Origin of the sequence: Sphingobium sp. BYY-5, from assembly GCF_022758885.1 — a bacterium.
Classification (GTDB): Bacteria; Pseudomonadota; Alphaproteobacteria; order Sphingomonadales; family Sphingomonadaceae; genus Sphingobium.
In genome coordinates this window covers 1,194,201-1,207,693 of the sequence record NZ_JALEBH010000002.1, presented here as the reverse complement: position 1 = coordinate 1,207,693, position 13,493 = coordinate 1,194,201, and the positions used below count along the sequence as shown (strand labels likewise).

Sequence of the window (13,493 nt, the reverse complement as noted above, 5' to 3'; positions counted from 1 at the left end):
TCAGCTTTCCTTGAGGATCGTCTCTATGAGAACGCCATAGCTGTCGCCGATCGAGACGATCTGCCCGGTGGCGATGGCGCGGCTGCCTGCAAGGATACGGACAGCCAGCGCGCCGTCGCGATCCTGAAGCGGCAATACGCCACCTTCCTGCACCGCCTGGAGCCGGGCGAGCGGCACGTCGGCCTGGTCGAGTTCGAAGCGAAGCTGGACCTGGAAATCATCGGCCGGGAACGCCGGATGAACAGGGGTTGGAGAAATGGTCGGTGCATCGGTGTCATCCATGGCGTCCTGCCTTCAGGGGAGAGGTGAAGCTGTGAGCGCGTCATCCCTGTGCGGGATCGGTCGGAACAGACGTTCGGTCGGCGCGATGCGGCCCTGCACCATCGTTCCGTCGGCCAGGCGAAAGCGGGCTTCCGGCATCGCAGGGCCGAGCAGCAGCAGGTCGCCCGGCGCAAGGGTCGCGGCATCGACGGGTGACAGGCGCGGGCCTTCAAGGATGATGCGCAGCGGCACCGGGATGTGACCGAGCAGCAGCGGCGCGAAGGGGGCGGGCGTCGGCAGCAGGGCCGCGTCGGGCGGGAGGGCGAGGTCTATGCGCGCCTCCCCTTCCCCGGTTTCGACCCGGGCGACAAGGGTTGCGCGGTCGGGGCGCGGGCCGATGTCGGTAGGCTCGAGTTCCAGGCCAAGCGCGGCTTCGATCGCACTGAGCAGGAGATCGGCGGCATCGAGCAGCGTGGCGATGGCCGGACCTTCGGCGGGGTCGATGCGGATCGGTCGGTCGTCGAGGCGAACGATGCGGAAGGCCAAGTCTTCGGCGCAATGGAGCCAGGCAGCTTCCCCGTCCGTGCTGCACGGCGGGATGCTAGCGCGCAGCACGCCCTCGCCCATCTGCACGCCGCACAGCGCGCCGAGCAGGCTCTGGCGCTGATGCGCTTCATCGGCGCTGATCGTAGGAAACTGAGGCTTGTCGGGCGTCATGGCTGGCGCGGTTCCCGCAGAACGGGGGCGGCGCGGCCTTCGGGCCAGCGGGCAAGCAGGCTGATGCCGCCGCCGGTGACGCCGATCAGCATCACTTCGCCGCGCACCTCGACCAGAGCGATGCGCTCGCGCTGGCCCACGGCCATGGCGCGCAGGAAGCGGATCGGCTGTTCATTCGCTTCCCCGCCCTGGAAATGGTCGTTCCAACGGCGCAGCAGGCGCAGCACGACCCAGGCGAGGCCCAGCACGACCGCGAGCGCGAGGACCACCGCCAGCAGGCTGAGGAAGAAGGTGCCCGCGTTCATGCCGCATCCTCCCGGACAGCCGATTCCAGCCCGTCGCGCGCGCGCCGCGCCCAGAGGATGATTTCCGCTATGGCGTCGAAACTGTCGCGCGGGATCGGGCCGCCAACCTCGCCTTCGGCCCAGATGCCGCGGGCAAGGCCGATGTTGCGGACGATAGGCACGCCCTCCCGCTCCGCCTCCGCGCGCATGGCGGCGGCGAGCGGGCCTTCACCCTTCGCGGCGATCATCGGCACGGGGCAATCGTCGGGATCATAGTCGAGCGCGATGGCGAGATGGGTGGGGTTGGTGAGCAGCACATTGGCCCGGCCCGCCGCGCCGACGGCATTCTGGTTGGCCCATTCCTCATGGAGCTGGCGCCGCTGGGCGCGCAGCATCGGATCGCCCTCATTATCCTTATATTCCTGCTTGATGTCGCGGCGGCTCATCCGCAATTTCTTGATGAAGCGATGATGCGTCCAGGCACGGTCGAGGCCGGCCACGAACAGAAAGACCACGCAGGTCCAGGCGAGCAACTGGACCGAGAGCGAGCGGATCAACGCCAGCATCGCCTGCGCGACCTTGTCGCCATGATGGGCGACGGGGGACCAGCCGGCGGTCTGGACCAGGCTGACAAAAGCGTCGGCCGAGCGCCAGAGAATGACGCCCGCGATCAGCAGGATCAGCGCCGCCTTGGCCACCGTCTTGATCAGCTCGATCAGATTATCCATGCTGAACATGCGCTTGAAGCCTTCGACCGGGTTCAGCTTGTCGAGCGAGGGCTTGAGCTTTTCGGTGGTGACGAGCACACCAACCTGGAGAAATTCGGCGACCAGGCCGACGATCGCCGCCGGTCCGAGGATCAGCAGGCTGACCGAGAGCAGGACCAGCAGCGCCGCCCAGCCGAGCGTCGGCGCCGCGCGATCAAAGGGCATGGTCGTCGCCGTGCCCAGCGTATCGGTCATCAGGCCGGTGATCTGGGCGCCGGCATGGCCCGCGGCGAAGAGCAGCAACAGAAACCAGAGGATCATGCCGATGGCAGGCGCAACATCCTTCGACTTGGCGACATCACCTTTGCGCCGCGCATCGCGCAGCCGCTTGGGAGTCGGCTTTTCCGTCTTGTCGCCGCCGTCATTCTTTTCGGCCATGGTCGCTCCACACGTCGCTATGGTCTGGAAAATAGTCTGATTATACGGGCCTTACCTTGGAAATGACCGCAAGCGACAACCAAAGCACAGCCCATGATGCGTGTGTGTGGACGCAAGTAAAAGCTCAGAGGACACGCCATGTCGTCAACCCCATACTTCAAATTCGGGACGAGTCGTTTGGATTGATAGACGTTACGATCGCGATATGGATTTTCATCTAATTGAAATGATTATGTTACTATTTTTTCATCATTTTATTCGATTTTACTTTCTTCGTCGCCTCATCGTCCCTGAAGCACGATTGATCTCGTTACTGTGGTTTAGTTGAAAATCCGGCGCAACAAGGCGCCTGCCCAACGGGTGGCTCGCAGGGTCGGCGGGACCAAGTAATAATCAAGAAAATCGTTATTTTATACTGTTTTAGACAGATCGATAATTTGGTGTGTGGACGTCACCAGATAGGAGATCGTCAGGATGGGGATTCTTAAAGCGCACTATTTGTGCGCCTCCATATTATTCGCAGGCGCCTTCATGGGCGGAACTGCGGTTGCGCAAGACAATGTCAGTTGGCGGGACATCGATTTCGGGTCCTGCCCGCTGCATTCGACTTTGCGCGTCGCGGGGCAGGACAGCGTCAACAGCTACATGGCCCTGCAGGGCTGTGCGGCGCGTATCGTCGCTGCGCCCCGCGCGCCGATCCGCACCACGCCCGACGTGGCGCGGATCACCGGCGTCAAGGGCGAGGGCAAGAAGGACATCAGACGCCGCAAGACCGCACTGGCAACCCCGCCCGCCGGCACGCGGCGCGTCAGCGCGACGCTCGACCAGCCGATCCGCATCGGGCGGATCGACAGCGCGTTCGAGCCGCATATCCAGGCAAGCGCACAAGCCTATCGCATCGATCCGCTGTTCCTGCACGCGATCATCGGGACTGAATCCACCTATGAACCCAGTGCCATTTCCCATGCCGGTGCGCGCGGTCTGATGCAGATCATGCCCGACACTGGTGCGCGCTTTGGCGTGGCCGGCGAGGCGCTCTACGACCCGGCGACCAATATCGATACCGGCGCGCGGCTGCTCAAGTCGCTGCAGAAGCGATATGGCAAGGATTTCACCCTGATCCTGGCGGCCTATAATGCCGGCGAAGGAGCGGTGGAACGCTATGGCAACCAGGTGCCGCCCTATCGCGAGACGCAGGATTATGTCGGCAAGGTGATGCGCCGCTACGCCGCACTGCGCAGCGGTTCGGGTCTGTAGCCGTGGCCGCTTCGCTTCTGTCCCGCCTGCCGCGCAGCACGGTACGCCCCGCCGACCTGATGCTGATCGTCGGCGTCGTCGCGATCGTCGCGCTGCTAATCCTGCCGCTGCCGACGCTGGTCATCGACATGCTGGTCGCGATCAATATCGCGATCGGCTTGCTGCTGCTGCTGGCGACGCTGCATATTTCCAAGCCGCTGGATTTTTCGACCTTCCCGACCGTGCTGCTGCTGACCACCCTGTTCCGCCTGTCGCTGTCGATCGCGACGACGCGCATGATCCTGACCACGGCCGAGGGTGGGCATATCATCCAGCAATTTGGCGAGATGGTCGCGGGCGGCAACCTGATCGTCGGCCTCGTCGTCTTCCTGATCATCACGGTGGTGCAGTTCATCGTCATTTCCAAGGGCGCCGAGCGCGTCGCGGAAGTGGCGGCGCGCTTCAGCCTGGACGCGATGCCCGGCAAGCAATTGTCCATCGACAGCGACCTGCGATCGGGGCTGGTCGGAAAGGACGAAGCGCGCGAACGGCGCCGGACGCTGGAGATGGAAAGCAAGCTGCACGGCAGTCTGGACGGCGCGATGAAGTTCGTGAAGGGCGACGCCATCGCCTCCATCGTCATCGTTCTCATCAACCTGATCGGCGGCCTGGCGGTAGGCGTATTCAGCCATGGGATGGAAGCGGGAGAGGCGATGCACGTCTTTTCCATCCTGACCATCGGCGATGGCCTGGTCGCCCAGATTCCAGCACTGTTCAGCGCCATGGCAGCGGGCCTGCTGGTGACACGCACCACCGACGAAAGCCGCGACGGCAGCCTTGGCCCCGCCATCGTCCATCAGATCGGCAGCAAGCCCAAGGTGCTGGTGCCCGCCGCGATCCTGTGCCTGCTGATGGCGCTGATCCCCGGCTTCCCCACCGCCGTGTTCATCGGCATCGCGCTGGCGCTGGGCGGGGCCGCGGCCTGGCAGCATCCCGTGTCGCGCGCCTGGATCGGCGCCAAAACGGCGCGGTTCGACACGCGCGAGAAGATGCTGCCCGAGACGCTGGCGGCCGAGCCGGCCGCACCGCGCCCGGTCCGCCCGCTGGTGCTGGAGATCGCCGCGCCGGGGCTGGACGCCAACCGCGCGGAAACGGCCCGTGCCCATTTCGTCCAGGTGATCGAGGCGGTGCAGACGCGCCTGGGCCTGCCCATGCCGGCGGGCGAGATCGTGACCCGGCTGCTGCCCGACGGCGAAACGCCGCGCTGGGCGCTGTACGCCTATGAAGCGCCAGTCGGGTCCGGCATCGCCGACGGAGTGCTGGAGGATGGAATGGCGGCGGCAGTCGAGGCGCTGCTGCGCCGCAATGCCGCCCGCTTCCTGGGTCTTCAGGAAACCACCGCGATGCTCAACCGGATCGGCGCCGACTATCCCGACCTGGTCAAGGAAGTCGTTCGCGCCGTGTCCTCGCCCCGCATTGCCGAAATATTGCGATTGCTCGCCGAAGAGGAGGTCTGTTTGCGGAATATGCGCGACGTATTGGAAGCCATTGCCGAGATCGGCCAGTCGGAACGCAATGCCGTGCCGATCGCCGACCGGACACGGGTGGCGCTGCGCCGCTATATCGCCGTGCCCTATATGGCCGACGGGCGTTTTCCGGTGCTGGTCGTGGGTGGACGGCTAGAGCGCTTTTTCCGCGACAATCTGCAAACCGTCGAGGGTGTCGCGCATCTGGCCATGCCGCCCGACCAGGCGCGCACCCTGATCGGCATGATCCGCACCGAGGCGGCGAAATGCGGCGCGCGGGCGATCGTCACCGCCTATGACCTGCGCCGGCCGCTGCGGCAGTTGACGGCGGGCGACCTCTTCGGCCTGCCGATCCTCAGCTATAATGAACTGACCCCGGCGTTGCCGCTGGACGTGGTCGGCACGCTGGATCGGACGCCCGAAGCGATCGAGGAACAGCCGATGGAGGCGGCGGCATGAAGAGGCTGCTGCATCTGGGCTGCGGGCTGGCGATCGCCTGCGCCGCCCCCGCGCTCCATGCCGCCCCACCGCCCTTTAGCGACAAGAATATCCATATCAGCGCGCGCGACCAGCCGGCGGTGGATTTCCTCAATCAATTCTTCGCCGCATCGGGCCTGCGCGTCGCGGTCAACGGATCGGTGAATGGCAAGATCAACGGCCGCTTTTCCGGCCCTCCGGCCGATATTTGGCGGCAGGTGGCGAGCGCCTTCAACCTGATCGCTTATTATGACGGATCGGTCGTCACCATCTACAACGCCAATGACGTGCAGAGCCGGACCATGGCGGTCGCGCCGGGCCGGGCCGCCGACCTGTCGGGCGCGGTGGCGCGCGGGCAGTTGAGCGACGCCAACAACCGGGTGCGCATCACGTCGGCCGAAGCGGTGCTGGCGACCGGCGTGCCGCGCTTCCTGGACCAGGTGCAGCAGATCGCCACCGCCCTGCCCCGCACGGCGGTGCGCGAGCAGCCGTCGGTCGCCGCCATCGCCCCCGGACATGCGCAACCGCTGACGCCGAGCGGCATCGAACCTTATGAACTGCGCGTCTTCTACCTGCGCTATGCCCGCGCCGACGACACCACGCTGAACAGCGGCGACCGCGAGGTACGGGTGCCGGGCGTCGCCACCACCGTGTCGCGCATCATGGGCGACGGCCAGCCGATCGGCGCGGTCGGGGCGACCTATGGCGATCAGAAGATACGCCAGTCAGCGCCGCGCCTGATGGGCCGGGGGCTGGACAGCGTCGCCCCCGACGCATCGCGATCCACCCCCTATGACAATGACGAGGAAGATTATCTGGGCCTGCCGGGCGGTGTCCGGGCCAGCGCGCAACCTCAGCCCTTGCCGCAGGCCGGGCCGCGCATCACCGTCGACCCGTCGCTCAATGCGGTCATCGTGCGGGACCGGCCGGAAAATATGCCCGCCTATGAAGGGCTGGTCCGGTCGCTGGACATCGCGCCGCAGATCGTCGAGCTGGAAGCGACGATCGTCGACATCAATGTCGACCGGCTGCGCGAACTGGGGATCAACTGGCGTTTTCAGAGCGGCGACTGGGGCGCGCTGTTCGGCGGCGACATCGTGCGACGAACCGGCAATCCGCTGACCGATACGCTGAACAACGGCGCGGCCAATCGCGGCCTGTCACTGTCCGGCATCATCGGCGCGAACAACGAGTTCATCGCCCGCATCAACGCGCTGGAGGAAAAGGGCGCGGCCAAGATCGTGTCGCGACCGCAGCTCGTCACCCTTTCCAATGTCGAGGCGGTGTTCGACCGCACCCGCACCTTCTATGTCCGGGTAGCAGGCGACCGGCAGGTCGACCTGTTCAACGTGACGGCGGGCACGGTGCTGCGCGTCAATCCCCATGTCCTGACCGACAACGGCCAGCCACGCATCCGCATGGTGGTGCATGTCGAGGACGGCGCACTGCTGGACGGCACAGTCGATCGCATCCCGGTGGTGGAGCGCGCCAGCGTCAATACCCAGGCGCTGATCGCGGAAGGGGAAAGCCTGTTGCTGGGCGGCCTGACCGTCAATTCGGACATGGATTCGGAAAGCAGCATCCCGGTGCTGGGGCAGATCCCGGTGGTCGGCGAACTGTTCAAGACCCGGTCCAAGCGGCGCCAGCATACCGAACGTCTGTTCCTGATCTCACCGCGCATCACCCGGCTCGATTCACCGGCCGTGACGCGCCCCGCCCCCACGACGCTGGGCGTGGCGCCAACGGCGCCGCGCCTGCCGATGGAGAGCCTGCAATGACCACCGCCACTATGGGACATATCGCCAGCCCGCGCGGCACGACGATCAGCCGACGGGTCTTGAAGCTGCTGTCGGGCCGCCTGTCGGGCAAGGCCTATCCCCTCGACGGGCGCGACCGGATCAGCATCGGCCATGGCCTGGCCAATGACGTGGTGCTGCGCGGCGCGGGCACGCGCGATTGTTCGATCGAATTGCAGATCAACCCGGACACCGCGCAACTGCGCGTGTTGCAGGGACGGGTCGAACTGCTGGGGCGAACGCTGGAAGCGGGCGAGCAGGCGGTGTTGCCGGCCTATCTGCCCTTTCGCCTGGGCGAATATCTGGTCGCCCATGGCGCGCCGGTGTCGCCACGTTGGGAGGATGCGAGCAAGATCGCCGATACGCCCTGCGGCGTGGCGGTGGGGCCATTGCAGGCGCCGCGCCTGTTCGACCGGCTGCTGGACATGGGCCGCGCGCGGCTGGGCCGGATCGACCGGAAGACAGCGCGGCTGGCGGCCGGGGCGACATGCATCGCGCTGCTGGGCATGGCGGCGGCGCAACCGCTCGGCACGCTGGTGGCGGGGCGCGGCGACGCAGCCGCCTTGCAGCGCGAGGTTCGACAGGCGGGCTTCACCGGTGTCAGCGTCGGCGAAGCGGCCGATGGGAGCCTGACCGTGGGCGGGGTGGTGCGCGACGAACAGGAACTCGCCCGGCTGCGCGCGCTGGCGCTGCAACATGGGGACGGCGTGATTGTCGACGCGCAGACCGGGCCGCAACTGGCGGCCGCCGCGACCGATATCCTCCAGAGCAAGGGCGTCGCCGCACGGGTCAGTCCCGCCCAGCCGGGCGTGCTGGTCGTGCGGGCGGGCTATATGCCGGCCGATCGGCAGGCAGTGGTGAAGGCGGACCTGCAAAAGGATCTGCCGGCCGTCCGGCAGGTGGGCTTCAAGGTGGACGACAGGCTGGACGCCAGCCCGTTGCAGGCCTTCTTCACCCAGAGCGGCGCGGGGCTGGCCACCATCGTCACCGATCCCGCCCATATCGTCACCGCCGACGGATCGCACTGGTTCCCCGGATCGACCCTGCCAACCGGACATCATCTGGTGTCCGTTACCCCCAATGCCGTCACCTTCGAAAAGGATGGGCGGCTGGAACAGATCACCCCCTGACTTGGATTGCCACAAAGGAGAGTATGAGATGACCGACAGCATTTCCCGCGCCGACATGGCCACCCTCGCCAATACGCCGCTGACCGGCGCGCGTATGCGGCAGGACGATGCGTCCGGCAACTGGTTCGAAGCTTTCGCCGCCGCCTGGGGCAAGGCGCTGGACCAGCAGGCCGCCCGCATCGAGCAGAAGTCCGACCTGATCGCCAATGAGGGCGGCGACAATCCGTCGCAGATCACCATGCTGACGGCGGAAGCGATGAAAATGAGCTTCCTGTCCAACAGCTCGCACAGCTCGATCGACAGCGTGTCGAAGGCGCTGGAAACCATGGCGCGCAAGCAATGACCATGGTCGATCCCGTCGTCGCGCAGGCGGCGGCTCCCGTGCGCCAGGTCGACCTTACCCCCGCTATGCCGCAGCAGGCGGGGCAGGATGCAATGGCCGATTTCCAGGCGTCGCTGAAGGTCGCAGCGGCCGAGCATATGGGAGGCAAGGATATGTCCCCCGCCGTCCGCGACATGCTGGGCACGCTGGACAAGGTGAATGGCGAGGCGAAATCCGTGGCCGACTATGCGCGGTCGGTCGAGGGCACAGGCGGCGAACTGACCCCCGGCGAGATCGTGCAGCTGACCATGCGGTGCCAGGAATTCATGTTCCATTGCCAACTGACGTCCAACATCGCTAACCGCAGTTCGGACGGCGTGCAACAGCTGTTCCGGCAGCAGGGCTGACGAAAGAGCGAGAGGAGAGGTGATGAAGATCATCGGCAAAGGCGGTCTCCCCCTCCTCGCCGCGCTTGCGCTGGCGGGGTGCGGGAGCCAGGAAATTTACGGCCACCTGAAGGAAAGCCAGGCCAACGATATGATCGCGGCGCTGCGCGACGCGCATATCGACGCGGCCAAGGCGTCGGATAAGGACGGCCAATGGAGCGTCGCGGTCAACCCCGACGATTTTTCCAAGGCGATCCAGTTGCTGCGGGCCAAGGGGCTGCCGCGCGAGGATTTCGCCAATCTGGGGTCGCTGTTCGAGAAGAAGGGGCTGGTCTCCTCCCCCACCGAAGAGCGGGCGCGGCTGATCTACGGCCTGTCCCAGGAATTGAGCCACACGGTCAGCGAGATTGACGGCGTGGTGCAGGCGCGGGTGCATCTGGCGATGCCGGAGGCCGATCCGCTGTCCGATACGGTGAAACCCGCGTCGGCCGCGATCTTCGTCAAATATCAGCCCGGCTACGACTTGCGCGGCCAGACCGGGGCGATCAAGTCGCTCGTCACCAACAGCATCGAGGGCCTGACCTATGACAAGGTGTCGGTGGTGATGGTGCCGAGCCAGGCCGCGCCGCCGACCGAGCCGTCCACGCTGGTCGCGAGCTTCGACAACTGGGCGAGCCGCATCCTGCTGGCGCTGGTCGGCGCGGGCGGGCTGGTCGCGCTCTTCTGGCGGCGGCGCAAGCCCGTTGCCTTGCCCGCGCGAGTGGAGGGCGAGGAAGCGTGACGAGCGGATCGGCGGCACGGCGCGAACTGGCGCAGGCGGCGGCGATGAGCGGCTGGCCATGCACGCGCGGTGCGCGGTATCGCGCTGGGGTGCGACCCGGCTTTGCCGCGTTGCAAGCGATGCCGCGCTGGGTAGTGCTGGACGCCCAAGCGCAGGAAAAAATCGCCATGGTCGCGTTGCTGATCGGGGCGCAATCGGCGCTGTCCCGCCTGATCGATGGCGCGACGCTGCGGGGCTATGCCCTGCTGGTCGGCGCGCCTGTGCTGGAGCGCATCTGGATGTTGGAGGATGGCGGCCGCGATCCATTGCCGGCGGTCGACGCCCTGCCCAGCGCGGCGAACCGGCTGCTGGCCGCAGCGGCTCAAGAGAGCGAGGCTCGCCAGCGCATGGCGCAGGCCGAAAGGATGCTGAGGGAGATGGGTGCATGGCCTTCCATCTGATCCATGCCGATGGACGCAGCCTGTTGGCGAGCGATCGGCCGGTGCTACGCGCCAGCGAGCGCCAGCCGATCGACGAAGCCGCGATGTTGCTGGACACGGTGCGCGACTGGCATGAGCGGCAGGGTGACGCGCTGGCGGCGGCGCGCGCCACGGCGGCGGCGGAAGGACGGCAGGCGGGCGAGGAAGCAGGCCGCGCCGCCTTTGCCGCGGCGATCGCGGATGTGAGCGAGCAGGCGCAGGTCGATGCACTGCGCCGCGAGGAGGATATCGCCGCGCTGGCCCTGGCGGCGCTGCGGCAGATGGTCGGCGTGCTGCCCGCCGGGGAGAGGATGAGCGGCATCGCCCGGCGCGCTGTCGAAGCGCTGGGATCGCGCGGGCCAGTACGGATCGAGGTGTCGGCGACGATGCTGCCTTATGTCGAGCGCGCCTTCGCCGATCAGCCTTCAACGGTGGATATTGCCGTGCGGGCGCAGGAAGGGCTGGCCGACGACCAGTGCCGACTGACCGCGCCGGACGGGCGGATCGTCGCCGATGTCGGCGTGCAGATCCAGTCCTTCGCCACACGTTGGGAGGTGGCCGATGCGGTCTGATACGCGCCTTTCCGCGCTGTTCGACACGCTGGAGGCCGGCCCCGCCTTCGAGCAGCGGGGCAAGGTGCGCGGCGCGATCGGCACCTCGATCCGGGTCAGCGGCGTCACCGTGCGGATCGGCGATATTTGCGAGCTGGCCAGTCCGACGGGGCGGCACTCGCTGTTGGCCGAAGTGGTCGGCCTGTCCGAACATGAGGCGATCCTGTCGCCGATGGGCGACCTGCGCGGCCTGTCGGGCGAGACCGAGGTGATGGTGCGCGTCGGCGAGGACAAGGTGCCGGTGTCGGGCGCATTGCTGGGCCGGGTGCTGGACGCGCGGCTGCAACCGCTGGACGGCCTGCCCCCGGTCGAGGCACCGGCCAGCCAGCCGCTATATGCCGCCGCGCCCAACCCGATGGAGCGGCAGCGGATCGACGCCCAGGTCGAAACCGGCGTGCGCGCGATGGACGGACTGTTGCCGTTGGGACGCGGACAGCGCATCGGCGTGTTCGCGGCCGCTGGCGGGGGCAAGAGCACGCTGCTCGGCACGCTGGCGCGGCAGGCGCAGGCCGATATCATCGTCATCGCGCTGATCGGCGAGCGCGGGCGCGAAGTGCGCGAGTTCATCGAGGATAATCTGGGTACGAAGGGGCTGGCGCGGTCGGTCGTGATCGTCTCAACGTCCGACCGGCCAGCATTGGAACGCGCGCGCGCCGCCCATGCCGCAACCGCCATCGCCGAAGGGTTTCGGGCCGAAGGCAGGCATGTGCTGCTGCTGATGGATTCGGTGACGCGCTTTGCCCGTGCGCTGCGCGAGATCGGGCTGGCGTCGGGCGAACCCCCGGTGCGGCGCGGTTTCCCACCCTCGGTTTTCGCGGAACTGCCTCGGCTGTTCGAGCGGGCGGGCTGCGACGCGCGGGGTGCGATCACCGGCATCTATACCGTGCTGCTGGAGGATGAGGAGGATGATCCGGTCGGCGAGGAGGTGCGATCGCTGCTCGACGGCCATGTCATCCTGTCGCGCAAGCTGGCGGCGCGGGGGCATTATCCCGCCATCGATATCCTGGTCAGCCAGAGCCGGCTGATGGGGCAGTTGGTGGGCGAAGGCGAACGGCGCGCCGCCCTCTCCTTCCGGGCGATGCTGGCCAAACTCGACGAGATCGAACTGCTGTTGCAGGTCGGCGACTATAAGCCCGGCCAGGATGCACTGGCCGACCGCGCCATCGCCCGGCGCGACGAGATGAACGGATTCCTGCGGCAATCGACCCATGAAGCGGCACCGCTGCTGATGACACGCACGATATTGAGAGGATTTGAGGCATGACGGAGCAGATCGACCAGCTGAACACCCTGCTGCGCCTGCGCAAGCGCGACCTGGAATGTTGCGAGCAGGCGGTGGTAGGCGCGCGCAAACATGTCTCCGCCGCAGAAATGCAGCAAGGCAATGCGGCCGCCGCCCATGCTCTGGCCTTGTCGCGCTGCGCCAAGGCGATGGTGGAGCAGGCGCAGACGCCCTGCGATCCGCTGGTCCAACTCCATTGCCGGGCGGCGAAGGAGCGGGCGGATGCTGCGCAGCAATTACGCGCGTCTGCCAGCGCGGCACTGGCCGAAGCGCGGGCAATGTTCGACGGGTTGAAGCGCGAATGGCTGCGCGCGCAGGCGCGGCATGACGCGATCCTCAAGGAACTGGAAAATGCGGTGCGGCAATGGAAGCGGCGGGTCAGCCGACGCGCCGATGACGAGGTTCGCCCGCGTCCGGTGGCGCTGGCATGACGGCGCCGGTGGCCCAGACGGACGGTCCACGCGCGATGTCCGCGCCTACCCTATCCGCCAGTCGGTCGGATCGGGAGGATGTCGAGCGCTTCCGCGATGCGATGACCCGCAGGGGCGGGCGACGGGAACAACGGGTGACGAAGGAAGAGACGCAGGCGGACCGTCGGGAACAGGCGTCCGCGCCGATGCCGGACCCATCTCTCCCCCTCTACCAAGAACCGCGCAAGGCGCAGGACAAACCCGGCCCGCACGATGACAAGGCCGCGCCTGGTCCGGCGCGGGCGGCGGATACGAACGGCCCTGTTGCCATCCCTGCCACACCGGTCGGCGCCAGCGCGGCAGACGCTGCCGCCTTCGCGGCGTTGGTCGCGCGGTTCGATGCGGGTGTGCCGGCGTCCGCCGCGACCCAAATAGCGTTGCCCGGCGATCTCTGGCGAGCGGAGCAGGTGGTGATCGACCAGCAGGCAGGCGGCCTGTCGGTGTCGATCGACCTGGGAGCAGGCAATGATGGCAAGGATGAAGCGCACAAGGAATTGGAGGCGCGGCTGCGCGCCCGGGGGCTGAAAGCAACCGTCTCGCGAACCGAGCCTAATCGGATCGCTGATCCCTCTAGTCGGATCGCTTAGCGCGCGTGGCGCCGCCCGGACCTA

At 67.0% G+C, this 13,493-nt stretch carries 16 protein-coding genes; 12 read left to right on the top strand and 4 right to left on the bottom strand.

Annotation, left to right across the window (positions count from 1 at the left end):
* From MOK15_RS21435 to MOK15_RS21420, 4 genes are read right to left on the bottom strand one after another with little or no spacing between them, the layout of a single operon-like run.
* Entirely contained in the window at positions 1-282 is a 282-nt protein-coding gene (locus MOK15_RS21435; RefSeq protein WP_242933692.1) for a FliM/FliN family flagellar motor switch protein, read from the bottom strand.
* A gap of 12 nt (positions 283-294) precedes the next feature.
* Positions 295-978 (bottom strand): hypothetical protein, encoded by a 684-nt coding sequence (locus tag MOK15_RS21430; protein ID WP_242933691.1) that lies wholly within the window; start codon positions 976-978, stop codon positions 295-297.
* Entirely contained in the window at positions 975-1,283 is a 309-nt protein-coding gene (gene fliO / locus MOK15_RS21425; protein ID WP_242933690.1) for a flagellar biosynthetic protein FliO, read from the bottom strand. The genes MOK15_RS21430 and fliO overlap by 4 nt, the downstream gene beginning before the upstream one ends.
* On the bottom strand, positions 1,280-2,407 hold the full coding sequence (locus tag MOK15_RS21420) for an EscU/YscU/HrcU family type III secretion system export apparatus switch protein (protein ID WP_242933689.1): 1,128 nt from the start codon (positions 2,405-2,407) through the stop codon (positions 1,280-1,282). Before MOK15_RS21420 ends, fliO begins: the two co-directional genes overlap by 4 nt.
* Before the next feature lie 531 nt (positions 2,408-2,938).
* On the opposite strand from MOK15_RS21420, the gene MOK15_RS21415 reads away from it, so the two are divergent.
* Genes MOK15_RS21415 through MOK15_RS21360 form a run of 12 tightly spaced genes read left to right on the top strand, consistent with a single transcriptional unit; the run spans position 2,939 to position 13,469 of the window.
* Positions 2,939-3,664 carry a lytic transglycosylase domain-containing protein gene (locus MOK15_RS21415; protein ID WP_242933688.1) on the top strand — a complete coding sequence of 242 codons (726 nt, stop codon included), beginning with the start codon at positions 2,939-2,941 and terminating at the stop codon, positions 3,662-3,664.
* Positions 3,665-3,666: 2 nt separating this feature from the next.
* Entirely contained in the window at positions 3,667-5,628 is a 1,962-nt protein-coding gene (locus MOK15_RS21410; RefSeq protein ID WP_242933687.1) for a flagellar biosynthesis protein FlhA, read from the top strand.
* Complete coding sequence (gene sctC / locus MOK15_RS21405; RefSeq protein WP_242933686.1) at positions 5,625-7,424, top strand: type III secretion system outer membrane ring subunit SctC; 1,800 nt, start codon at positions 5,625-5,627, stop codon at positions 7,422-7,424. Before MOK15_RS21410 ends, sctC begins: the two co-directional genes overlap by 4 nt.
* Entirely contained in the window at positions 7,421-8,572 is a 1,152-nt protein-coding gene (locus tag MOK15_RS21400; protein WP_242933685.1) for a hypothetical protein, read from the top strand. Before sctC ends, MOK15_RS21400 begins: the two co-directional genes overlap by 4 nt.
* A 28-nt stretch (positions 8,573-8,600) precedes the next feature.
* The gene (locus MOK15_RS21395; protein ID WP_242933684.1) at positions 8,601-8,915 is read left to right on the top strand and encodes a hypothetical protein; all 315 of its coding nucleotides are present in this window, start codon (positions 8,601-8,603) and stop codon (positions 8,913-8,915) included.
* On the top strand, positions 8,912-9,301 hold the full coding sequence (locus tag MOK15_RS21390; RefSeq protein WP_242933683.1) for a hypothetical protein: 390 nt from the start codon (positions 8,912-8,914) through the stop codon (positions 9,299-9,301). The genes MOK15_RS21395 and MOK15_RS21390 overlap by 4 nt, the downstream gene beginning before the upstream one ends.
* Positions 9,302-9,323: 22 nt before the next feature.
* The gene (gene sctJ, locus MOK15_RS21385; RefSeq protein WP_242933682.1) at positions 9,324-10,061 is read left to right on the top strand and encodes a type III secretion inner membrane ring lipoprotein SctJ; all 738 of its coding nucleotides are present in this window, start codon (positions 9,324-9,326) and stop codon (positions 10,059-10,061) included.
* Complete coding sequence (locus MOK15_RS21380; protein WP_242933681.1) at positions 10,058-10,501, top strand: hypothetical protein; 444 nt, start codon at positions 10,058-10,060, stop codon at positions 10,499-10,501. Before sctJ ends, MOK15_RS21380 begins: the two co-directional genes overlap by 4 nt.
* A complete protein-coding gene (locus tag MOK15_RS21375) occupies positions 10,486-11,091 on the top strand; it encodes a FliH/SctL family protein (protein WP_242933680.1) in 606 nt (201 codons plus the stop codon). Before MOK15_RS21380 ends, MOK15_RS21375 begins: the two co-directional genes overlap by 16 nt.
* Complete coding sequence (locus MOK15_RS21370) at positions 11,081-12,394, top strand: FliI/YscN family ATPase (RefSeq protein ID WP_242933679.1); 1,314 nt, start codon at positions 11,081-11,083, stop codon at positions 12,392-12,394. The genes MOK15_RS21375 and MOK15_RS21370 overlap by 11 nt, the downstream gene beginning before the upstream one ends.
* Positions 12,391-12,843: a hypothetical protein gene (locus MOK15_RS21365; RefSeq protein WP_242933678.1), complete on the top strand. Its 453-nt coding sequence runs from the start codon at positions 12,391-12,393 to the stop codon at positions 12,841-12,843. Before MOK15_RS21370 ends, MOK15_RS21365 begins: the two co-directional genes overlap by 4 nt.
* Entirely contained in the window at positions 12,840-13,469 is a 630-nt protein-coding gene (locus tag MOK15_RS21360) for a hypothetical protein (protein ID WP_242933677.1), read from the top strand. The genes MOK15_RS21365 and MOK15_RS21360 overlap by 4 nt, the downstream gene beginning before the upstream one ends.
* Positions 13,470-13,493: the final 24 nt, after the last annotated feature.

What these genes read in the sequence shown, in the direction of transcription:
- MOK15_RS21395 (WP_242933684.1), top strand. Translation starts at nt 8,601, where the DNA reads ATGACCGACAGCATTTCCCGCGCCGACATGGCCACCCTCGCCAATACG.
- MOK15_RS21365 (WP_242933678.1), top strand. Translation starts at nt 12,391, where the DNA reads ATGACGGAGCAGATCGACCAGCTGAACACCCTGCTGCGCCTGCGCAAG.
- sctJ (WP_242933682.1), top strand. Translation starts at nt 9,324, where the DNA reads ATGAAGATCATCGGCAAAGGCGGTCTCCCCCTCCTCGCCGCGCTTGCG.
- MOK15_RS21370 (WP_242933679.1), top strand. Translation starts at nt 11,081, where the DNA reads ATGCGGTCTGATACGCGCCTTTCCGCGCTGTTCGACACGCTGGAGGCC.
- MOK15_RS21375 (WP_242933680.1), top strand. Translation starts at nt 10,486, where the DNA reads ATGGCCTTCCATCTGATCCATGCCGATGGACGCAGCCTGTTGGCGAGC.
- sctC (WP_242933686.1), top strand. Translation starts at nt 5,625, where the DNA reads ATGAAGAGGCTGCTGCATCTGGGCTGCGGGCTGGCGATCGCCTGCGCC.
- MOK15_RS21390 (WP_242933683.1), top strand. Translation starts at nt 8,912, where the DNA reads ATGACCATGGTCGATCCCGTCGTCGCGCAGGCGGCGGCTCCCGTGCGC.
- MOK15_RS21435 (WP_242933692.1), bottom strand. Translation starts at nt 282, where the DNA reads ATGGATGACACCGATGCACCGACCATTTCTCCAACCCCTGTTCATCCG.
- MOK15_RS21420 (WP_242933689.1), bottom strand. Translation starts at nt 2,407, where the DNA reads ATGGCCGAAAAGAATGACGGCGGCGACAAGACGGAAAAGCCGACTCCC.
- MOK15_RS21400 (WP_242933685.1), top strand. Translation starts at nt 7,421, where the DNA reads ATGACCACCGCCACTATGGGACATATCGCCAGCCCGCGCGGCACGACG.
- MOK15_RS21360 (WP_242933677.1), top strand. Translation starts at nt 12,840, where the DNA reads ATGACGGCGCCGGTGGCCCAGACGGACGGTCCACGCGCGATGTCCGCG.
- fliO (WP_242933690.1), bottom strand. Translation starts at nt 1,283, where the DNA reads ATGAACGCGGGCACCTTCTTCCTCAGCCTGCTGGCGGTGGTCCTCGCG.
- MOK15_RS21430 (WP_242933691.1), bottom strand. Translation starts at nt 978, where the DNA reads ATGACGCCCGACAAGCCTCAGTTTCCTACGATCAGCGCCGATGAAGCG.
- MOK15_RS21415 (WP_242933688.1), top strand. Translation starts at nt 2,939, where the DNA reads ATGGGCGGAACTGCGGTTGCGCAAGACAATGTCAGTTGGCGGGACATC.